Consider the following 21,127-nt stretch of genomic DNA (forward strand, 5'->3'; position numbering starts at 1 on the left):
TCGATGACTTTAGACCAAGAACTTAAACTATATCGTTTTTCCGCCTTCCTAATACTTTAACCGGGTTATTCCTCCACCTTTTAATAATTTTTAATTGCTAATCAATATAAAATACCCTTATTTGGTATAAAATAGTAAAATAGAGAGGTAAATGAAACTCTATTCAGAGGGATTTGTTTACTTGTTTATCATTTGAAATTAGAGGGTAAAGATTTCCACTATTACTTTATCCGATCGTTCTGCTTCAATTTTATCAAAACGTGTCGGTGTCAGGGGGGGAACGGATGAAAAGAAATCATACGATGATGCAATTTTTCGAGTGGCATCTTGAGGCAGATGGTTCTCATTGGGAAAGATTGAAATATGCAGCCTCCAAGTTGAAGGATATAGGAATTGATTGCGTCTGGCTTCCGCCGGTTACCAAAGGGCAATCCATTGGGGATAACGGGTATGGAATATATGATGGATACGATTTGGGGGAATTTGACCAAAAAGGAACCGTTCGTACCAAATACGGAACCAAAGATGAATTGCTTCAAGCAATAGCCACCTGTCATAACTACGGACTTTGCGTTTATATCGATTTAGTCATGAATCACAAGGCAGGAGCAGATGGAACCGAAAAAATAGAAGTCATTGAAGTCAATCCAGACAATCGTATGGAAGATATTTCAGAACCTTTTGAAATTGAAGGCTGGACAACATTCGATTTTCCAGGCCGTAAAAATAAATACTCTGATTTTAAGTGGAACCATACTCATTTTAATGGGACTGACTACGATGCCGAAAACGACAAAATGGGTGTATATCGAATCACAGGCGAAAATAAACACTGGAGTAAGCATGTCATCGATGAATTCGGAAACTATGATTATTTAATGTTTGCCAACATCGATTACAGTCTGCCAGAAGTTCGGCGGGAAATGATTAACTGGGGAAAATGGATGGTTGATACGTTAAAGTGTGATGGTTTTCGTTTGGACGCCGTTAAACATATTGATTATGAATTCATCAATGAGTTTCTACAAGAACTCATTCCTTATACAAAGGAACATTTCTTCATGGTCGGCGAATTTTGGAAGGCGGATGTTAAAGCTTGTCAAACTTACTTAGAGCAAACCAATCATGACCTCAACTTGTTCGATGTTTCCCTGCATTATAAATTTCATGAGGCTTCAAAAGCAGGAACTGACTTCGACCTCTCAACCATCTTTGATGATACCCTCGTCCAAACCAATCCGGCGCAGGCTGTCACTTTTGTCGACAATCATGACTCCCAACCTCATGAATCACTGGAATCCTGGGTAAAGGACTGGTTTAAACCATCGGCATATGCTCTTATCCTGCTTAGACTTTGCGGTTATCCCTGTGTCTTTTACGGGGACTATTATGGAATCGGCGGGCCTTCTCCGGTACCTGGTAAACAGGATATTCTCGATCGCCTCTTATATGCAAGGCATGAAAAAGCTTACGGGGAACAGACGGACTATTTTGATGATCATAATACGATTGGCTGGGTCCGGCTCGGGGTTGAAGAGCTAGAAGGCTCGGGGTGTGCGGTCGTTATCTCCAATGGTGATCACAACAGTGAAAAAAGGATGTTCGTCGGTAAACATCGGGCTGGTGAAATCTGGAGTGATTTAACCTGTCATCGAGATGACCACATTACCATTGAAGAAGATGGTTACGCGACCTTTCCCGTTCATGGGAAAAGCGTATCCGTATGGGCCTTGAATGATGCACCGCTTAAAGCAACACCACTCTAAAATGAGATAGCACCGGAACAGCATGTCGATTGGAGATATGCTGTTCTTTGCTGATGACAAAGATCTGAAATTCCTCCACCATCCTAGTGAAAGATAATTTTTCCATCACGACCAATCATGGTAAGATAAGGGAAAAAGGAGTTGAAGGAAAGTGAAAAATGAAATCATTGAAAGATTCACTTCTTATGTGAAAGTGGATACCCAATCGAATGAGGCAAATCCATCATGCCCCTCTACACCCGGACAGTTGACCTTGGCAAATACATTGGTCCAGGAACTTCAATCCATTGGGATGAAGGAAGTGACAATTGATCAGAATGGCTATGTCATGGCAACCTTGCCAGCCAATTCAAAAAAGGATATTCCGACAGTTGGATTTTTGGCTCATGTCGATACAGCAACGGATTTCACCGGGAAAGATGTAAAACCACAGATCGTTGACAACTATGATGGCAAAGATCTTACTTTACATGAAAAATTGGGTGTCATCCTCTCACCTAATGATTTCCCTTCGCTCAAGAACTACAAAGGGCATACCTTGATTACAACGGATGGAACAACCCTGTTGGGAGCAGATAATAAGGCTGGCATTGCCGAAATCATGACTGCCATGGATTATTTGATACAGCATCCGGAAATCAAGCATGGAAAAATTCGTGTTGCCTTCACTCCCGATGAGGAAATCGGCAGGGGACCACATAAGTTTGATGTAGATGCTTTTGATGCCCAATTTGCCTACACCGTGGACGGCGGCCCACTTGGGGAACTTGAATATGAGAGCTTCAATGCTGCATCGGCCAGGATCCTGATCAAAGGTACGAATATTCACCCTGGTACGGCTAAAGGAAAAATGGTGAACTCGGCTAAAATCGCCATGGAACTCCATAATAAGCTCCCAGTGGCAGAAGCACCGGAATATACGGAGGGTTACGAAGGATTTTATCATCTTCTTTCTTTTCACGGCGATGTGGAAGAGACCAAGCTCTCTTACATCATCAGGGATTTCGACCGCCAAAAATTTAATGAACGTAAGGTATATATAACGAAAGTCATCGAAGATTTAAAAGAAAAATACGGGCAGAATCGTATCCAACTTGAATTACAGGACCAATATTACAACATGAAGGAAAAAATTGAACCCGTGAAGGAAATCGTGGATATTGCCCATGAAGCAATGGAGAAACTCGGTATAAAACCAAAAATCTCGCCAATACGCGGTGGTACGGACGGATCTCAATTATCGTATATGGGACTGCCAACACCCAACATTTTTACGGGCGGAGAGAACTTTCATGGCAAATATGAATTTATTTCCGTCGATAATATGGTCCTGGCCACAAAGGTGATTGTTGGCATTGCATCGCTTCTTGAAGAAAAAGCGAAGTAGCTTGATACGAACTGTCTTTATTGAAAAAAACCCCAGACTCCAAGTCTGGGGTTTTTTTCAAAATTAAGCGCGTGTCCAGTGACGGTGCTTGGCAATTGCCTCGATAAAGGCAGCTACACCATTTTTCTCCGAAACAGCTACAATGCCTCCGGCTGGCTCAATGGAACCTATGCCTGCCTTCGTTAAAATCTCGGCTCCTTCTTTTCCTGCACCAATCGCCTTGAAATGATTGTAAGCTTCATCAACAAAGTAAATTGGTTCCTTGGATGCCTTTAGCGTATCGACACTCTCCTGGCCTCCTGCCACATATACAGCATCGAAAAGTACCGAATCGGCTGTCAGGAATGTCTGATTCACCTCAACTTGCTGTCCTTTTGAACTTGTAATCACTCCACGATTATTACTGATGATTTCAGCAGTTATACCTGTTGATTTAAAGGATTCCAAAACTTGATTAACCTCTGATCCGTTGAAACCATCGGCAGCCAAGATCGCCACTTTTCTTGTTGCGGCCGTGTTTACTTTCATTTGCTCTTGGCTTAAAGCCGGGGAAGCCCAATCCAATTTGACATCACTCTTGTTTGTAGGAGGATTCACCCCCACTCCAATAGCGATTGTTTCTGCCAGTTCTACATCAACATTACTGAACATCTCGACAATTTGCTGCTGAACGTCCTTACTTTTCACTTTTCCCACTTCAAAATGGAAAGCTTGAATAATATGCTCCTTCTCCACTTCCGTCATGCTATTCCAGAATAGTTTTGCTTGGCTGTAATGATCCTTGAAACTTTCACTGCGTTGACGGACCTTTCTGCCATCGACTTTTTCCTGGTAATGTGCATAGCCGCCTTCCTCCTCTGAAGCAGGTTCAGGAGAGTTACCTGCAAGGGAGTTTTTATGATAACTGACAGGCCCTGGATTTATTGACATTCGGTGCATGCCATCGCGTTGATTATTATGAACGGGGGCAACCGTCCTATTAATGGGAAGCTCGTGGAAGTTCGGGCCTCCCAATCGGGATAGCTGGGTATCGGTGTATGAGAATAAACGACCCTGAAGCAGCGGATCATTTGAAAAATCAATACCCGGTACAACATGCCCCGGATGGAAAGCTATCTGTTCCGTCTCTGCAAAAAAGTTATCCGTATTTTGGTTCAAAACCATTTTCCCGATTATTTTCACCGGGATTTGTTCTTCCGGCCATAGTTTAGTGGGATCGAGGATATCAAAATCGAATTTGAATTCATCTTCTTCCTTAATCATTTGCACGCCAAATTCAAATTCAGGATAATTTCCAGTATCTATTGCTTCCCACAGATCTTGGCGGTGAAAATCAGGATTTTTCCCTGCAATTTTCTGCGCTTCATCCCAAACAAGGGATTTAACTCCCAGTACAGGCTTCCAATGGAATTTAACGAAATGGGCCACACCTTCTTCATTCACAAATCGGAATGTGTGGACACCAAACCCTTCCATCATCCGGAAACTTCTTGGTATGGCCCTATCTGAAAGGTGCCACATGACCATATGTGCCGTTTCTTCATTGTTGGCGACGAAATCCCAAAAAGTATCATGGGCAGACGCAGCCTGAGGTATTTCGTTATGAGGTTCAGGTTTAACGGCATGAATTAAATCAGGGAACTTAATGGCATCCTGGATAAAAAATACCGGAATATTATTTCCAACCAAATCGTAGTTTCCTTCCTCGGTATAAAACTTTGTCGAGAATCCCCTGACATCACGAACCGAGTCTGCCGATCCGCGGGAACCCGCTACCGTGGAGTAACGAACGAATACTGGCGTCTTGACTGTAGGGTCTTGTAGAAACTTGGCCTTTGTATATTCGGTCATCGGCTCATATACCTGAAAATATCCATGTGCTCCAGACCCACGTGCATGCACAATCCGCTCAGGAATACGCTCATGGTCAAAATGAGTCATTTTTTCACGAAAATGAAAGTCCTCCATCAAAGTGGGACCGCGGGTTCCCGCTTTCAAAGAATGTTCATCCTCGGAAATACGCAAACCTTGGTTAGTCGTCATCTTTTTCCCATTATCGTCCACTCGATATTGTTCCAACTGCCGTTGCTTACTTTGTTCATCGATTCTTCCGCTTTCATTTGCTTTTGTCATCCCTGTTCATTCCCCTCCATGTTCAAAAATTTCAGTTTAATTCGTGTGGTATGTATTTACTTTAAATTCGTATAATTGCGTTATCCTTCCTCATATACCACTCTATTTTGACGGGTAAACAGAATTCAGAAAAAGAATCTTCCCGTCATCATAAAACAAAAAAATGATTCCAGTGAGGACGGTTTAGGTCGAATTATTCCCGTCGAAACACTGGGGAAGAGAAGAATACATATAAAAAAGAAGCGGAAAGACCAATTTTGGGTCTTCCCGCTTCTTTTCCATTCAACACCTTTAGTTCTTAAAGGCCTCTGAAACCTTCAAAAGTTTGCCTTTTACTTTCGTATTTTTCATCACTTTCAAGACAAGCGGTCCCTTTTCATTCAATATTTCCACATAAGAAACATTATCCTGTATTGTAATGATCCCGATGTCCTCAGCATTCACACCATCAATTTTTGCGATAGTTCCGACAAAATCAACAGCCCTGATTTTCTTTTTCTTTCCGCCATTGAAATACAACTTCATGATTTGTTTATTCAATTTTTCACTTTTATCTTTTTTTATCTTTGGACGAGCTTCCAGTTTCGCTTCGAAATCCATTTTTTTATTGGAGACATCCTCTTTTGTTGGAACGGGCATCTTAGGGATTTCAAAACCGATATAGCCTTGAATCTCAGTAAGGAATTTGTCTTCATACGGCGTCACAAAAGTAATGGCTTTTCCTTTTTTCCCGGCACGGCCCGTTCTTCCAGTTCGATGTACGTAACTTTCCTTTTCCAATGGCAGGTCATAGTTAATCACGTGGGTTATATTATCGATGTCAATTCCACGTGCAGCAACATCCGTCGCAACCAAATAGCGGAATTCCCCTCTTCTGAATTCATTCATCACTGCAAGGCGATCTTCCTGAAGCATGCCGCCGTGAATCATATCACAAGGATATTCCAGATCCATTAGCTGTTCGCATACTTGGTCCACCCGATCTTTCGTCCGACAGAAAATGATGCAGCTATCGGGGTTTTCCGTGATGGTGACGTCTCTAAGCAGGGAAAACTTATCATCCTCTTTCACTTCAATAAGTGCATGTTCTATTTTCTCCGTCGTTAAACCCTTTGCTTTGATTTCAATATCCAAAGGATCTTTCATATATTGCTTACAAAGCTTTTTTATACTCTCAGGTAATGTGGCAGAGAACAGCATGGTTACCCTATTTTTCGGAAGCTCTTTAATAATGGCTTCCACTTGTTCAATGAAGCCCATATTCAGCATTTCATCCGCTTCATCAATAACTAAATGAGTTAAGCGTTCCAAGGCGAATGTCCCTTTCTCGATATGATCCAGAACCCGCCCCGGTGTTCCAACGACTACATGGCTTTTTTGTTTCAATTCCGCTTTTTGCAGTGCGAATGGATGTTTTCCATAAACCGCAGTAGCCTTTATCCTTTTGAATCTTCCTATATTCGTGATATCCTCTTTTACCTGTACAGCAAGCTCACGTGTCGGTGTTAAAATAAGCGCTTGAGGCTTATTCTCCTCCCAATCGACCATTTCGCAAATCGGTATGCCGAATGAAGCGGTCTTGCCACTTCCCGTTTGGGATTTAACAACAAGATCCCGCTTTTTCAGCGCCACTGGAATCACTTCACGCTGTACTTCGGTTGGATGTTGATATCCCAAGCTTTCTAATGCCCTTACAATTTCATCGCTTAATGTATAATCAGTAAAACCTAATTCATTCATATAACAGCCTCTTTTGTTGTTTAGTATGTTGCTTTATTGTTTCCATAATCGTAATTTCCTTATACAAGGTTCTATTATACGCGATATACATCGATAAACCTTGTAATAACCAAATTCAATTGCCTTATTTCAATATAATGAAACTTCATTATCAGTAAAAAGGATGCTAATGATCTTGATTAATCAAAATGGACCATGCTTCTTTCAATATGCTAAAATATGTATGAGATTAAAGCGGAAACAGGGTGTAGATTAAAAACCGATGTCCAAAAGGAGTGCTGATTTATGATAATCGTAACGAATAGAATCAGAGTCAAAAAAGGGATGGGGGCAGCCATGGCCCCAGGATTTACTGCACCAGGTCCACTTGATACAACGGAAGGCTTCGTAAAAGTTGAAGTATTATTAACGCAGAACTTATCGGATCACGATGAATTGAGCGTTAATATGTATTGGGAAAACCTTGATAACTTTACTGCTTGGAGAAATAGCGATGCATTCAAAGCTGCACATAAACGTCCTGAACCTAGTTCCGGTGAAGCTAAAAAAGAATCTCCAATTCTAGGCAGCGAGCTTACTACGTATGAAGTCGCCTCAGTAAAAGAAATAGCTAAATAATAAAATTACACCAAAAGAGGCCGCAAAATATGCGGCCTCTTTTTGATGGAGTTTATGGCTTGGGTCTCTTTTAGTAAATTATTGGGCTTCAGCTTTCTTGATTTGTTTGCTTCTAAGCTGGCCGCAAGCAGCATCAATATCCGTTCCATGTTCTTGCCGGATTTTGCAATTTACGCCTCTCTTTTTCAACGTATCATAGAACGAGAGAACGGACTCTTTTTCACTTCTTTGGTACTGACTATGTTCATCTACAGGATTATATGGAATCAGGTTGACATAGAGACGATGTTTTTTGTCATCAAGAAGCTCGGCAAGTTGCTCGGCTTCTTCTTGATGATCATTGACATCTTTCAATAGGATATATTCAATCGTAATTCTCCTATTCGTTTTCTCTAAATAATAATCGAGTGATTTCATAAGTTTTTCAATTGGAATACCTCGGTTTATTTTCATGATCCGTGTCCTGAGCTCATTATTCGGAGCATGTAATGAGATTGCCAGATTCACCTGTAATTGAGTATCAGTGAATTCATAAATCTTATTCGCAAGACCGCTCGTCGAGACAGTAATACGCCTTGCAGCGATAGCAAGACCCTTATGGTCCATGATCACCTTCAAAAAGTCTATCATATTTTCAAAGTTATCGAACGGTTCGCCAATCCCCATTACAACAACATGGCTTACAGCATCTTCTTGTTCCAATTTATCCAGATGCAGTTGTACGTTCATGATTTGTTCCACTATTTCCCCGCTGGATAAATCACGGCTTTTGGCCAATAATCCACTTGCACAGAAACTGCAGCCAATATTGCAGCCCACTTGGGTGGTGACACAAACCGAAATCCCGTATTTATGCCTCATCATAACCGTTTCGATAAGGTTTCCATCCTGTAATTTAAACAAGAACTTAATCGTACCATCAGCCGATTCTTGCTTAACGTGCTCAGTCAAAGTCTGGATGACAAAGTGATCTTCAAGTAGTTGTAGGCACTCTTTATTAACATCAGTCATTTCAGAGAAACTCGTCACACGTGTCCTATAAAGCCACTCCCAGACTTGTGAAGCTCTGAATTTTTTATGGCCATGGTCCAAAAGCCATGCTGTCAATTGTTCGAATGTTAAACCATAAATGGACTCTTTACTCATTCGTTACCCTCTTTTCATTACATTAAGATTTAATATGTTAACCTTACGGGGAATTTCCCCAGAATCAGTTCTTTCATTTATGATATGGTTCATTTCTATTTATCCGAAAAGCCCGATATATTTGCTCAACTAGAACCAGTTTCATCAATTGATGCGGAAAAGTCATTTTCGAGAAGGAAAGGGCATAATCACTTCTTGATAACACCTCGTTGCCAAGCCCAAGCGACCCGCCAATAATAAAGGCAATTTTACTCTTTCCATAAGTGGCGAGCTGATCTATATGAGTGGCCAGCTGCTCTGAAGTAAGTTGTTTTCCATTGATCTCAAGCGTTATCACGTAGGTGTCCGGGCTGATTTTGGCCAGGATCCGTTCACCCTCCTTTTGCTTTACAATGTCCATGTCCGCTGCACTCAGGTTCTCCGGAGCTTTTTCATCAGGTACTTCAACAAGTTCTATATTAGCATAGGCACTTAACCTTTTTGTATATTCAGCAATACCTTGCTTTAAGTATTTTTCCTTTAGCTTGCCAACAGTAATAATCGTTATTTTCATATATATCCTCTAACTTTCATTATGGTTTTACTATCAGTCGGATTTGCCTACCTATTATCATACCTTAGAGTGACCTATAAGCAAAACAAGCATATCCTTTCCAATTTTTAATGAAGGGGTTCCATGACCCTTCAAATAAAAACCGCTGCCCCTGAAAGCGGCAACGGTAAAAAATTTGGATCGATCAAGTTCAGATCCGATAAAGAATAATGTTGGATTTCCAAGGATCCACTTTCCAACAGAGCTATTATTTTGAACAACAAAAAGCTTGAATCTAAACAATTCCACCCTCAGGTTTATTGTTCGAAAAATGTTAAGAACAAGTTAAGAACAGGTTACAAACATGTTATCCACAATAGTTATCCACATATCCACAAAATCTATCCACATCTTGTATGGGAATATTAGTTCCCTACTAGATATATTGCCACGTTTCGACAATATTCACAGGTTGTTGATAACTGATTTTCTTCAGGAACCAGCGTTAAAACAGGATAGGTTTCACATTCGTATACCACTTCATCCAGCGCCATGTCAACATGCTCCTGACAGCAATATAATTTCATCTTTCATATCTCCTTTCTCTCTCATTATTCCAAGTACTTCTGTTCCCAATTATCCACAGGTTGGGTGAACTCAATTAATTTCATTATATATCCACAGGTAATCGTAACAAAAAATAAGAAAATCGCAAGGAAATATAAAGGACAGGAAGCATTGCCCGCCCCCTGTCCGTTTGCGTTTTAGATTTCGCTGCTTGAAAGCGTGACTTCCGTAGTTGCCTTCTTTCCGTCACGGTAATAAATGATTTTAACTTTATCACCGATTTTCTTTTCATTGTAAAGGTATTTTCTTAATTCGACGACATCATGGATTTTTTCATTATCCATTCCAACAACGACATCAAATTCCTTCAATCCTGCTTTTGATGCTGGAGAGTTGCTTTGAACGCCTGTAATTGCAACGCCTGCAGTAACTTTCCTTGGCAACTTTAATGTATTTTGCTGATGGTATTGTGAAATTTCTTCTACAGATGCCAAGTTTACACCCAAGAAGGCACGTTTCACTTCACCAAATTCTTCTATATCATTAATGATTGGAATAACTGAATCAATTGGGATGGAAAGACCGATTCCTTCCACTGCATTTTCTGCAATCTTCATGGAATTTATTCCAATGACCTGCCCTGACATATTAACGAGTGCTCCCCCGCTGTTACCTGGGTTAATCGCCGCATCGGTCTGGATGACCTCCGCATTCCAATCGACTTGTCCGTCCTCATTGATATCCACCTCTATCGTACGCTCCAAACCAGAGATGATCCCTTGTGTGATGGATCCAGAGAATTGGAGGCCTAATGGGTTACCAATGGCAATCACAGGCTCACCAGGTTTCAATTTGTCGGATTTCCCGAATTCTGCAATGGTTTTGATTTTATCACCACTAACGACAATGACGGCTAAATCTGTCCATGGGTCACTGCCTTGTAGTTCTGCTGGCAATTTAGTGCCATCACTTAATGTCACTTCCAGTTCATTGGCACCTTCAATGACGTGATTATTCGTGACAATATAGGCCTTGCCACCATCTTTTTTGTAGACAACACCAGAACCAGTGCCAGCTTCAGCTGAACTGTCCTCGGCATTGCTCCCTTGACCCCAGAAGTTCGTTTCCTGAATGTTCGTGATGCCTACCACTGCGTCGCTGGCTTTATCAACGGCATTGGTGACGGCACTTGTTACATCAACTGTAAGGTTTTGCTGGGACTGCTCCGTGGACTCACCTCCCGTTGATTTTTCCGTTTTAATTTCGTTATCCTCGTTAGTTAAAAGTCCACTTCCTGGAAAGGCTAATAAAATTAGTAAGGCCCCGATGATGGCTCCTCCCAAGCCAGCTAGAAAATAGCTCGTATGGCTCTTTTTCCGTTTATTTTGGTTCTCCTCATTCTGATCATAATAACCCAAGACCGCTCCATCCTCTCATTTTAGGAATGAATTATAGCAATTCTATTGTTTGGTATCCTCCCTCAATTATACTCAATTACCGAAATTTTTCTAAAAAAAAGCATGCCTTTATTTTAGGGAAAACTTAAAATACTTTTCTTTTTCCTATACAGTTCTAACCAAACGATACCCCTTTTAATCCGAATAGTAACTTACGAATCGAAATTTTAAAAATAAAAAAGGAATGAACAAGGTATCCCTCATCCATTCCTTTTTTTTATAAGGTAACAAGTTCAGTTGGTCTTTTCGGGTCAGTATCATATAAGGAAAATTGATCACCAACGATGATCCCCTTTGTCTTTAACGTCTGTTCTACCGACATTCTCGCTAGATCCTTCATATTGTTATCAAGGCTTAAGTGGGCCAAGTAGATCCGCTTGGTCTTATCACCGGCCACTTCACTCATTGCAAGGGCGGCATCTTCATTACAAACATGTCCGACATCACTTAAAATCCGGCGCTTAATGCTCCATGGATATTTTCCCATCCTGAGCATGGACACATCATGGTTACTTTCGAATACATATGCATCGGCATTCGAGATGATTCCTTTCATGCGATCACTTACGTACCCTGTATCAGTAATGACCACGAGTTTCTTATCTTCATGATGAAAGACGTAAAACATCGGCTCTGCCGCATCATGTGAAACGCCGAAAGATTCTATATTAAGACTGCCGAATGTTTTGACCTGTTCCATTTCAAATGTGAACTTTTGATCAGTTGCAATTTCACCGATTGATCGATCCATGGCATTCCATGTCTTTGCATTAGCATATATCGGGAGTTTATGTTTTCTGGCAACCACGCCAAGTCCTTTAATATGGTCGCTGTGTTCATGGGTAACAAGGATACCGGATAACTTCGACATATCACGGCCTATATCCTGAAACAATGCTTCCAAGGCCTTACCGCTTAAACCGGCGTCGACAAGGAATGATTGATCCTCCGTTTCCACGAATAAGGCATTTCCTGTACTCCCGCTTGCGAGAACACTAAAATGCATAGTCATCTATACTCACTCCAGTATTTTTTCTTCTGTATTCAATTCAATGACCTCTCCATCAAAAGCATTCACGAAGAGATCTGTTTCATCATCAATGACCACCCACCATGTTGGCACAAGTAAATGTGACACAGATGTCGTCTGCAGCGAATTATAAAAACCCAGTTCTACATTCGTGACTGTGTTTTTGGGATTAATATCACCATTTCTATACAATGCTCCAATAGCATTTAAGGCAGATACCAATTCTTTAGGTTTATTGAATTTTTCAATTCCCTCTAAATACATCTGTTCATAGGAAACGATTTCACCCTTCTTGTTCAGATATAGAGTGACCTTCCCCTTACTATTATTATAAAACATCTTTTTATCTGCCACCTGATAGCAGGTGATGGTCTGGTTGATCTGATCATAGCTCCAAAAACGATACTCATTTCCATTTAATATATACTCCTTCAGGAATATATCAACGTCTGCTGCATGAATTTCCGCTTTCATGCCAACTGGTGTTTTAAATGTACCTACAAGCTTCTTATCATCTATGATTTTTGCTTTTTGATTTTTTAGGTACTGTATATCTTTCTTCTCGAAAGTCTTGCTGTTGGCAATCAGGAATTGATCCTTCTTTTGTTTCGGAAGTGGGGTTTCTATTGAAATCTCATCTTCCTTCAAGAGTTCTTCCGTTGTGGACTCTGTGAAATTTTCAATTTGGTAGTCATTTATCTTTTCCAGAAATTGATAAAGAAGAAAAATATTCAAAACGAAGAAAACCATGATGAATATTGATTTTGTATTATTCCAATCCACTTTGATCGCCTCCCGCATCTTCTTCAAAAGGCACAATAAACCATTTATCGCCGATACGATAATACCAAGTGGGTTCAAGCGTAACTAGTGTGACAAGTTTGGAATCAAGGGATTTATGCAGTTTATAGCCAATCGAGATGTCCTCCACGCTCTTGAAGTCGATATTATCTTTCGATTTCAACTGATTCAAGACTTCTCTACCACTTTTTAAAGTCATTTCCGACCCTTCAGACGGAAGGACTGAGGCAAGTGAAAAGTATGGGCGCTCGTAGCTATAAATTTCTTCTTTCCCCCAAATTTGCTCGATTTCGGTCATCCCGGATTCATTGAAGGCCGGATAACCATTTACGAATAAGCGGAATACCACTCGTTGCTCATTCTCCGACATATAGGCAAAGCGGTAATTGTTATCTTCCCAACCAGTATGATCATTGATGAACTCTATTCCTTTTTGGAGAAGGTCACTGGAACTGTCAAATAACTTGCTCTTTTGTGCCGGATTGATATAAGAAATTAGGTAATTCTCTTTATTGACCGTCATGAGTCTTGTTCCATCCGTGTATTCCTCACCGACCGAAACGGAGTCCTGTCGTACATACTTCGGATTATTAAATAGAGCGTTTTTAAGGTCTCCAATATCCAAAGAGTCGATATAATATTGAAATTTGCTGATCGTCACTGGTTTTTCAGGAACGAACAATGTCCTTTTGCTGTTTATGGTTTCGGCCGTATATTCAGGGTGCCTATCGTAAGAACCCGTATAAAACAAATCCATAAAACGCCTTAGTCTTTTAGAGTCGACCATACCTTGATAGATCTTCCCTTGATCGTAGGAAACAAAATAAACGGCAGATTCATTACCACTGATATCCTTTTGTTTAATGATGATTCTATCGAATGAAAATCCAGGCACTTCCGTATCCGTAATACCCAATACCGTTTTATAGAGGGAGATGGGAACCTCATCGGAATATTCGATTTCAATCGACCCATCTTCGTGGACAAAATCATCAAATTTCCTTTGCAGCCTTTTTACGGATATCTCTTTTACGCCGGTAAAATTCCATTGCGAAAATTCTTTTTCCATTCTATTTATCTCTACCGGATTGGAAGTCTGGAAATGTCGACCATTTCCATGAAAAAGGATACTGACAGGTTTAATGACATCACTAACAATCTGGACATCGCTTTTAATCTTTATATAATTCGATTGGTCACCAAATTTATCATATTCAGGCTCGTACGTCCAAATGCTCCAAGTCAAAAAAATGCTTGTCCCAACCAAAATAATCAGTATGATGCTTTTTGCACGTTCAAAATTCATGACCAATCATCCTCTTCTTCCTGTTCGTAAGGAAGTGTAAAGAACACGGTAGTTCCTTTTCCATCCACACTTTCCGCCCATATTTTCCCGCCATGCGCCACGACCATTTCTTTTGCGATCGCTAAACCAAGCCCGGTCCCACCTAAGTTCCGCGACCTTGCTTTATCCACACGGTAGAAGCGGTCGAATATTTTATCAATGACGTTTTTCGGGATACCCACTCCTTGATCTGTAATGCTCACAATGATAAAGCCATCCGATGCCCTGACACGGAAAGTCACTTGACCCCCTTCAGGTGAGTACTTTAATGAGTTGGAGATTACATTATAGAGAACCTGGGTGATTTTATCCTCATCAATATCCACAAAATAAGCTTCCTTAGGCAAATCACGCTTAAACGTGATATCATCATTTTTCGTCATTTCAAAACGATCGATGATATGGTCATAGAATTTATTGAAATTCACCCAGCCTGTTTTAAGCCTGTAATCTTTACTGTCCATTTTCGAAAGCTGTAACAGATCATTAACAAGCCTGATCATTCGCTCTGTTTCATTTTGGGTCACACTTAAAAAGGATGGAGCGATTTCCTCGTCCTTCCATGCCCCTTCAGCCAATGCCTCCAGGTAACTTCTCATCGTTGTAAGCGGAGTTCGCAGTTCATGTGAAACGTTGGCAACAAATTCCCTGCGTTCACCCTCGATCTTTTCCTGCTCTGTAATATCATGCAAAACAGTAATCAAGCCATTAACGAATCCCGTTTCCTTTTGAATGACCGAAAAGTTTCCCCTTAAAATGAATGGCCGATTTTTTTTGCTGTAATCAAGGATCACGGACTCTCGCTCTTCCAGTAAATCCTCGAATTTATATTCTTCTTCAAGACCCAAAACCTCAATGATTGGTTGATTCATGACGGTTTCACGCGAGACATTCAATAATTGTGCCGCCGGTTCATTAATCAAGTTCACCCGACCGCGTCTGTCCGTTGAAATTACGCCATCCGTCATATTGGCAAGGACAGATGAAAGCTTACGCCGCTCTCCTTCTGTACTTGATTGCGATTCTTGAAGCTTTTTGGTCAAATTATTGAAAGTGACGGCAAGCTGACCAATTTCATCATCGCCATATACCCTAACTTTTCTGGAGAAATTCCCTTTCGCCATCACCAGGGCCTGTTTTCTCATATCAGACATGGGCCTGGTGATCGTTCGTGCGAGCAGGATCCCTAAGATGGCCGTAATCACTAGGGCAATGGCTGTGCCCGTCATGAAGATACTATTGATTTCATCCATCTGCTCAAAGACATTTTCCATCTCTGCAATTACATAAACGGCACCAATGACCTCCTCATTTGCTTCAATGGGTGTCGAAAGGACCCAGAGCCGCCTGCCGGTTTTCTGATCTCGAAAAACATCACTATCTTCTTTTCCATAAATCAGCGTATTTTTAATAAGGGCTTCCGTTGTCTTCTTTCCTACGATACCTTGGTTACTTGGGACTGAAGTTCCGATCACACGCCTGCTGCGGGTGTCGATGACACGTACTTCCGAAATATCATTCGATGAGTTATCCCGGTCTTTCAATATCGTATAAATCGCTTCTTCGAGGGTTGGATCTTCCTCTCCCCTCTCTTTTTCCATTTCTTCACCAATACTGTAGGTAAGAAGGTTAACGTGACCTTTTATTGATTTCGTGAAGTTCCCGACAAGATTTTCTTCCAATTCCCCAACAAAATATACCCCGATTATTTGCATCGCTACGAAAATGAGCAAAACATAAATCAGAACAAATTTAAAATGAATTGAGCGAAAAAAACCAACCTTTTTCATAAGGACTACTCCTGTTCAGGGTTACGCAGGTAATAACCGACCCCTCTTCTAGTTACAATCCAACCAGGATGGCTTGGATTGTCTTCAATCTTCTCACGAAGACGCCTGACCGTTACATCGACTGTCCGTACATCACCAAAATAATCATAGCCCCACACGGTTTGTAATAAGTGCTCCCTTGTCATGACCTGACCGATATGCTTCGCCAAGTAATGAAGCAATTCAAATTCGCGATGCGTTAATTCAATCGTATCGCCCCGCTTGGATACCACATAGGCATCCGGATGGATAGTGAGCGTTCCTATCGTAATTTCCTTCGGTTCATTTTCTTGATCTGGGACCGGGACAGCTTGCTGACGTCTTAAGTTCGCCTTAACGCGGGCAATTATTTCCCGGGTACTAAATGGCTTTGTCACATAGTCATCTGCTCCAAGCTCTAAGCCTAAGACCTTATCTATCTCTGAATCCTTAGCCGTTAACATGATGATTGGCGTTTCATACTTCTTCCTTACTTCCCTGCAAACTTCCATCCCATCGCGCTGCGGTAGCATGATATCAAGTAAAATCAAATCAGGTTGCCGTTCTTCTACCATCTTGAGGGCTTCATTGCCGTCATAAGCACAAAAAACTTCATAGCCTTCCTTTTTTAGATTGAATTGTAATATGTCAGCAATTGGCTTTTCGTCATCCACTACCAGAATCTTCTTATCCATGTACTTATCTCCTTTTTAATAACTAAACTGAATCTATTAAAAACCGTGTCCTTATCCGGGACCTTATTCACTTTTCCTTCTGTTTGCACCAATCTAACAACCTGATTCAACAAAATTATATATATATACCCAATAAAAGGGGCTGAACACCGGAATGAAAGCAAATTGTATCTATTCTACTTTATCATTTTATAGGCATTAAATCACCTTTTTCCTATTATTCTCATCTATATATGAAGCAGAAGAAGTCTTCGAATATTTTTCGAAGACTTCCATCGATTACTGACTTATATAGTTTAGCGGATTTACAAGAGACCCATTTTTATATATTTCAAAATGGAGATGGACACCGGTTGAGTGCCCTGTTGAACCCATCATGCCAATTTTCATGCCTTTTTCAATCTTTTGTCCTGCTTTTACATCTATTGAATCCAAATGGGCATACACTGTCTTATACCCATTATTATGATTGATCGTTATCTTATTTCCATACCCTCCGGAGTTTCCGGCAGTTTCGATTATTCCATGATCTGCTGCCGTTATGGTTCTGGTGGTTGGCCGGGCGATATCAATACCTTTATGAAGTTTCCCCCAACGCTGGCCCTGCTTACTGGAAATATAACCACCGTCTGCAGGCCATGAATATGTACCGCTTCCCTGTGAAGGAATGACCTTCGTGCCTTTTCTGGTGATTTCTGTTTTGGCTTTTTCCGTGACTTCCTTTTTTACGATCGTTTCGCTGATTTTCTTACCGTTTGTTTCAGATACTGCGTAGGTGTATGCCCGAATCCCCTCATTGCCTATTTGTTCAGTAATGAGTTCGCCCTTTGGAAGTTCGTCATCCTCCTTCACTTTCTTTTCAAAAGGAATCCTCTCTTCCTTAAAAACTTCTCTTTCTACCATTACGTTCACATAGGGCGTACGCTGGGTCACATAGAGACGCTCTCCCTCTTTAATACCTTTGTCCTCTTCCTGTCCTGGATTTAGCTCCAACAGTTGATCCAGGTCCATATCATGCCTAATGGCAATTGATTCAAGATCCTCATCTTCCTTAGCCTCATAAATCGTCTTTTCTTCCTTTCCTTCTTCAATCATGGAAAGGGTTTTATCGACGGTCTTGATTTCATCTGGATCGACCATTGTTTCTTTAAACGTGACGGGAACTGAAAATTTGATGTCCAGAATTCTGCTTCCCGGTTCTTTTAACGCTCCCGCGTCCGTTTCGCTTTCTTTTTTAACTGATTCATATTCGGAGAATTCCTCTTCATTTACATATAATAAAGTGATTTTCTCCAAAACGTCCTCAGCATCATCCTTTGACGCAACATAGGCTACCGCCTGATTATCTATATCGATTTCATACGCCTCTGCCTTCACATTCAACTGATCTTGAATACCCTTTACAGCCTGATCCTCTTTAACCTCTACATCGAATACCTCTTCAGGTACAAACGTCAGCTGTGTCTCCCTATCGAATGTAAAGTCAGGATAATCTTCCTGTGCTTCTTCTACCTTTTCGGCTACGACCTTCTCTATTTCCGTTTCATCCGTCACACTTCCGACGAACTCATCGTTAAGGTAAACATGCTGAATGGTGTTAGTTTCCGATATCCCTGCAGCCGTTGCCCGATTTCCTGCAAGCAATAAAATGACGGAAACCATCAACAGGATGATCCCCTTACCTTTTGAGCTAAACATATATTGTCCTCCTTAACGGCTCAGTCACCAATTAAGAAACTAATCAAATTTATTTTGAGATTTATTAGTCCATTTTAAATATCTACATACATATGACTGATTTAATGATTTTTCCACTCATAACTCTACCATAATAAGAAAAAAAACAAGAAATAGACTTCATAATGTAATAGAACTGTATAAATGGTGACAACAAGTACCAATAAATATGTTAATGAGGATAGTTCGGTAAATTACGAAAAAAGGAGTGGATATAAGCCCCGTATGGGTAAAAGCGAGTTATATGACAAATTGGCCAAAATTGGTATGTTACAAATCGTTAACAATCTATTAACAAGATTTCATTTAAAATACTTCTGATGTAAAACAAAAAAACGCCTTAAAGGAAAGGCGTTTTTAAAAAGGATGGCTCAGGACGGAATCGAACCGCCGACACAAGGATTTTCAGTCCTTTGCTCTACCGACTGAGCTACTGAGCCAAATATTCTATTTTAGAACAAAAAAACAAAATGGCGGTCCCGACGGGAATCGAACCCGCGATCTCCTGCGTGACAGGCAGGCATGTTAACCGCTACACCACGGGACCAGTAAAGAATTTATATAAAGAAGTGACCCATACGGGATTCGAACCCGTGTTACCGCCGTGAAAGGGCGGTGTCTTAACCGCTTGACCAATGGGCCGAAAAAAATGGTGAGCCATGAAGGATTCGAACCTTCGACCCTCTGATTAAAAGTCAGATGCTCTACCAACTGAGCTAATGGCTCGTTCTAATGAAATGTAACTTCGCCGGATGTAAACTTAACATCTCCAATGCAGCTACTCGCTTGCTGTTGTTAATGGCTTGTTCTATTGTGACGACGCTTTTGATAATATCATGATTAATATAGTTTAGGCAATAGTTTTTTGAAATAAAATTAAAATTTTCTTATCTTTTTCCTTTTTCACTACTGTTTCACTCCATTAATTCTGTATCCCATGCCTCACGAACGTGACATCAGAATGCATGCACCCTATAAAAAAAGAAGAAGCTGGCAAAAAAGCCAGCTCTTTTTTCATGAATTACGCTAGACGCCAAGGGCTTCTCACGACATTTGTTTGGTTACGGTCAGGACCGACAGAGAAAGTAGTCAAAGGAATGCCTACCAATTGAGATACCCGCTCTACATAGTGGCGTGCGTTCTCTGGAAGCTCATCCAATGATTTGCACCCTGTGATGTCTTCTGGCCAGCCTGGTAGCTCTTCATAGACTGGTTTACATTCGCCAATCGCTTTCAAGGTCGCTGGTACCTCATGAATAATCTCGCCTTTGTATTCATAAGCTACACAAATTTTGACCGTATCAAGACCTGATAATACGTCAATCGAGTTCAATGATAAATCGGTAATCCCGCTGACACGGCGAGCATGACGGACGACAACAGCGTCAAACCAGCCGACACGGCGCGGTCTGCCTGTAGTTGTACCATATTCACGGCCAACTTCACGGATTTGGTTACCGATTTCATCATGCAATTCTGTAGGGAAAGGACCATCACCCACACGGCTTGTATATGCTTTACATACTCCAACTACATGGTTGATTTTAGTAGGGCCTACGCCAGAACCGATGGTAACCCCACCTGCAACCGGGTTAGATGAAGTGACGAATGGGTATGTTCCTTGATCGATATCAAGCATGACACCTTGTGCCCCTTCGAATAATACCCGTTTTCCTTCATCAAGTGCGTCATTCAATACAACGGATGTATCACAAACATATTTCTGAATTTGTTGTCCGTACTCATAGTATTCTTCCATGATATCTTCAATCTTGAAACCTTCCGTTTCATAGAAACGTTCAAACATACGGTTTTTTTCAACAAGATTTTGAGACAATTTTTCCTCGAAAATCTCACGATCCAAAAGATCTGCCATGCGGATTCCGTTACGAGCAGCCTTGTCCATATAAGCAGGGCCGATACCCTTTTTTGTCGTTCCGATTTTGTTGGCGCCTTTACGGTCTTCTTCGACTTCATCCAATTTGATATGGTAAGGAAGAATGACATGTGCACGGTTTGAGATACGAAGATTATCCGTACTTACACCGTGACTATGTAAATAAGCAAGCTCCTCTACAAGAGCTTTTGGATCAACCACCATACCATTTCCAATGACACAAATTTTATCACTATAAAAAATCCCTGACGGAATTAAATGCAGTTTATAGGTAACGCCGTTAAATTTTATTGTATGCCCTGCATTATTCCCACCTTGATAACGAGCGATGGCTTCCGCATTCTGGGATAGAAAATCTGTTATTTTACCTTTACCTTCGTCTCCCCATTGTGTACCGACTACTACAACTGATGACATCTGAATAAAGCACCTCCAAAGGTTCACGTAATACCGATTTTTAACCGGTTC

Annotated in this window: 16 protein-coding genes and 4 tRNA genes; 3 read left to right on the top strand and 17 right to left on the bottom strand. The window is 40.9% G+C overall.

Going from position 1 to position 21,127, the window contains the following annotated elements; translation table 11 throughout:
- Window positions 1-284: 284 nt before the first annotated feature.
- Both QUF78_RS27495 and pepT read left to right on the top strand, forming a co-directional pair.
- Window positions 285-1,766, top strand: a complete 1,482-nt coding sequence (locus QUF78_RS27495) for an alpha-amylase (protein ID WP_289327180.1) — start codon at window positions 285-287, stop codon at window positions 1,764-1,766.
- A 151-nt stretch (window positions 1,767-1,917) separates the two neighbouring features.
- Window positions 1,918-3,153, top strand: a complete 1,236-nt coding sequence (gene pepT / locus QUF78_RS27500) for a peptidase T (RefSeq protein ID WP_289327181.1) — start codon at window positions 1,918-1,920, stop codon at window positions 3,151-3,153.
- A 63-nt stretch (window positions 3,154-3,216) separates the two neighbouring features.
- Here pepT and QUF78_RS27505 read toward each other — a convergent pair whose 3' ends face one another.
- Window positions 3,217-5,286, bottom strand: coding sequence for a catalase (locus tag QUF78_RS27505; RefSeq protein WP_289327182.1), 2,070 nt, complete (start codon window positions 5,284-5,286; stop codon window positions 3,217-3,219).
- A gap of 291 nt (window positions 5,287-5,577) precedes the next feature.
- Window positions 5,578-7,026: a DEAD/DEAH box helicase gene (locus QUF78_RS27510; RefSeq protein ID WP_289327183.1), complete on the bottom strand. Its 1,449-nt coding sequence runs from the start codon at window positions 7,024-7,026 to the stop codon at window positions 5,578-5,580.
- Window positions 7,027-7,311: 285 nt separating this feature from the next.
- On the opposite strand from QUF78_RS27510, the gene QUF78_RS27515 reads away from it, so the two are divergent.
- On the top strand, window positions 7,312-7,644 hold the full coding sequence (locus tag QUF78_RS27515; RefSeq protein ID WP_289327184.1) for a heme oxygenase: 333 nt from the start codon (window positions 7,312-7,314) through the stop codon (window positions 7,642-7,644).
- 78 nt (window positions 7,645-7,722) lie between these two features.
- Here the strand turns inward: QUF78_RS27515 and rlmN are convergent, their stop codons facing one another.
- The 15 genes from rlmN to QUF78_RS27590 form a co-directional block, all read right to left on the bottom strand.
- Window positions 7,723-8,790: a dual-specificity RNA methyltransferase RlmN gene (gene rlmN, locus QUF78_RS27520; protein WP_289314159.1), complete on the bottom strand. Its 1,068-nt coding sequence runs from the start codon at window positions 8,788-8,790 to the stop codon at window positions 7,723-7,725.
- A gap of 73 nt (window positions 8,791-8,863) precedes the next feature.
- Window positions 8,864-9,343, bottom strand: a complete 480-nt coding sequence (rlmH, locus tag QUF78_RS27525) for a 23S rRNA (pseudouridine(1915)-N(3))-methyltransferase RlmH (RefSeq protein ID WP_289327185.1) — start codon at window positions 9,341-9,343, stop codon at window positions 8,864-8,866.
- Between the two features lie 404 nt (window positions 9,344-9,747).
- Complete coding sequence (locus QUF78_RS27530; protein ID WP_065310847.1) at window positions 9,748-9,909, bottom strand: CxxH/CxxC protein; 162 nt, start codon at window positions 9,907-9,909, stop codon at window positions 9,748-9,750.
- A 177-nt stretch (window positions 9,910-10,086) separates the two neighbouring features.
- Window positions 10,087-11,307, bottom strand: coding sequence for a S1C family serine protease (locus tag QUF78_RS27535; RefSeq protein WP_289327186.1), 1,221 nt, complete (start codon window positions 11,305-11,307; stop codon window positions 10,087-10,089).
- Window positions 11,308-11,563: 256 nt separating this feature from the next.
- Window positions 11,564-12,358 (bottom strand): MBL fold metallo-hydrolase, encoded by a 795-nt coding sequence (locus QUF78_RS27540; RefSeq protein WP_289327187.1) that lies wholly within the window; start codon window positions 12,356-12,358, stop codon window positions 11,564-11,566.
- 6 nt (window positions 12,359-12,364) lie between these two features.
- A complete protein-coding gene (locus tag QUF78_RS27545) occupies window positions 12,365-13,159 on the bottom strand; it encodes a two-component system regulatory protein YycI (RefSeq protein WP_289327188.1) in 795 nt (264 codons plus the stop codon).
- Complete coding sequence (locus QUF78_RS27550) at window positions 13,146-14,483, bottom strand: YycH family regulatory protein (RefSeq protein ID WP_289327189.1); 1,338 nt, start codon at window positions 14,481-14,483, stop codon at window positions 13,146-13,148. Before QUF78_RS27550 ends, QUF78_RS27545 begins: the two co-directional genes overlap by 14 nt.
- Complete coding sequence (gene walK, locus QUF78_RS27555) at window positions 14,480-16,312, bottom strand: cell wall metabolism sensor histidine kinase WalK (RefSeq protein WP_289327190.1); 1,833 nt, start codon at window positions 16,310-16,312, stop codon at window positions 14,480-14,482. The genes QUF78_RS27550 and walK overlap by 4 nt, the downstream gene beginning before the upstream one ends.
- A 5-nt stretch (window positions 16,313-16,317) precedes the next feature.
- On the bottom strand, window positions 16,318-17,025 hold the full coding sequence (gene yycF, locus QUF78_RS27560; RefSeq protein WP_034316131.1) for a response regulator YycF: 708 nt from the start codon (window positions 17,023-17,025) through the stop codon (window positions 16,318-16,320).
- A 279-nt stretch (window positions 17,026-17,304) separates the two neighbouring features.
- A complete protein-coding gene (locus tag QUF78_RS27565) occupies window positions 17,305-18,723 on the bottom strand; it encodes a peptidoglycan DD-metalloendopeptidase family protein (RefSeq protein WP_289327191.1) in 1,419 nt (472 codons plus the stop codon).
- Between the two features lie 406 nt (window positions 18,724-19,129).
- Window positions 19,130-19,202 (bottom strand) — tRNA-Phe (locus tag QUF78_RS27570).
- Window positions 19,203-19,233: 31 nt separating this feature from the next.
- A tRNA-Asp gene (locus tag QUF78_RS27575) sits at window positions 19,234-19,309 on the bottom strand.
- A gap of 23 nt (window positions 19,310-19,332) precedes the next feature.
- Window positions 19,333-19,404: transfer RNA gene (locus QUF78_RS27580), tRNA-Glu, on the bottom strand.
- Window positions 19,405-19,412: 8 nt separating this feature from the next.
- A tRNA-Lys gene (locus tag QUF78_RS27585) sits at window positions 19,413-19,488 on the bottom strand.
- Window positions 19,489-19,783: 295 nt separating this feature from the next.
- Window positions 19,784-21,076: an adenylosuccinate synthase gene (locus tag QUF78_RS27590; protein ID WP_289314150.1), complete on the bottom strand. Its 1,293-nt coding sequence runs from the start codon at window positions 21,074-21,076 to the stop codon at window positions 19,784-19,786.
- Between the last annotated feature and the right edge of the window lie 51 nt (window positions 21,077-21,127).

It is taken from the genome of Peribacillus sp. ACCC06369, from assembly GCF_030348945.1.
GTDB lineage: Bacteria > Bacillota > Bacilli > Bacillales > DSM-1321 > Peribacillus.

What these genes read in the sequence shown, in the direction of transcription:
- QUF78_RS27495 (WP_289327180.1), top strand. Translation starts at nt 285, where the DNA reads ATGAAAAGAAATCATACGATGATGCAATTTTTCGAGTGGCATCTTGAG.
- QUF78_RS27530 (WP_065310847.1), bottom strand. Translation starts at nt 9,909, where the DNA reads ATGAAATTATATTGCTGTCAGGAGCATGTTGACATGGCGCTGGATGAA.
- QUF78_RS27510 (WP_289327183.1), bottom strand. Translation starts at nt 7,026, where the DNA reads ATGAATGAATTAGGTTTTACTGATTATACATTAAGCGATGAAATTGTA.
- QUF78_RS27590 (WP_289314150.1), bottom strand. Translation starts at nt 21,076, where the DNA reads ATGTCATCAGTTGTAGTAGTCGGTACACAATGGGGAGACGAAGGTAAA.
- QUF78_RS27515 (WP_289327184.1), top strand. Translation starts at nt 7,312, where the DNA reads ATGATAATCGTAACGAATAGAATCAGAGTCAAAAAAGGGATGGGGGCA.
- QUF78_RS27505 (WP_289327182.1), bottom strand. Translation starts at nt 5,286, where the DNA reads ATGACAAAAGCAAATGAAAGCGGAAGAATCGATGAACAAAGTAAGCAA.
- rlmH (WP_289327185.1), bottom strand. Translation starts at nt 9,343, where the DNA reads ATGAAAATAACGATTATTACTGTTGGCAAGCTAAAGGAAAAATACTTA.
- walK (WP_289327190.1), bottom strand. Translation starts at nt 16,312, where the DNA reads ATGAAAAAGGTTGGTTTTTTTCGCTCAATTCATTTTAAATTTGTTCTG.
- QUF78_RS27565 (WP_289327191.1), bottom strand. Translation starts at nt 18,723, where the DNA reads ATGTTTAGCTCAAAAGGTAAGGGGATCATCCTGTTGATGGTTTCCGTC.
- rlmN (WP_289314159.1), bottom strand. Translation starts at nt 8,790, where the DNA reads ATGAGTAAAGAGTCCATTTATGGTTTAACATTCGAACAATTGACAGCA.
- yycF (WP_034316131.1), bottom strand. Translation starts at nt 17,025, where the DNA reads ATGGATAAGAAGATTCTGGTAGTGGATGACGAAAAGCCAATTGCTGAC.
- QUF78_RS27540 (WP_289327187.1), bottom strand. Translation starts at nt 12,358, where the DNA reads ATGACTATGCATTTTAGTGTTCTCGCAAGCGGGAGTACAGGAAATGCC.
- QUF78_RS27550 (WP_289327189.1), bottom strand. Translation starts at nt 14,483, where the DNA reads ATGAATTTTGAACGTGCAAAAAGCATCATACTGATTATTTTGGTTGGG.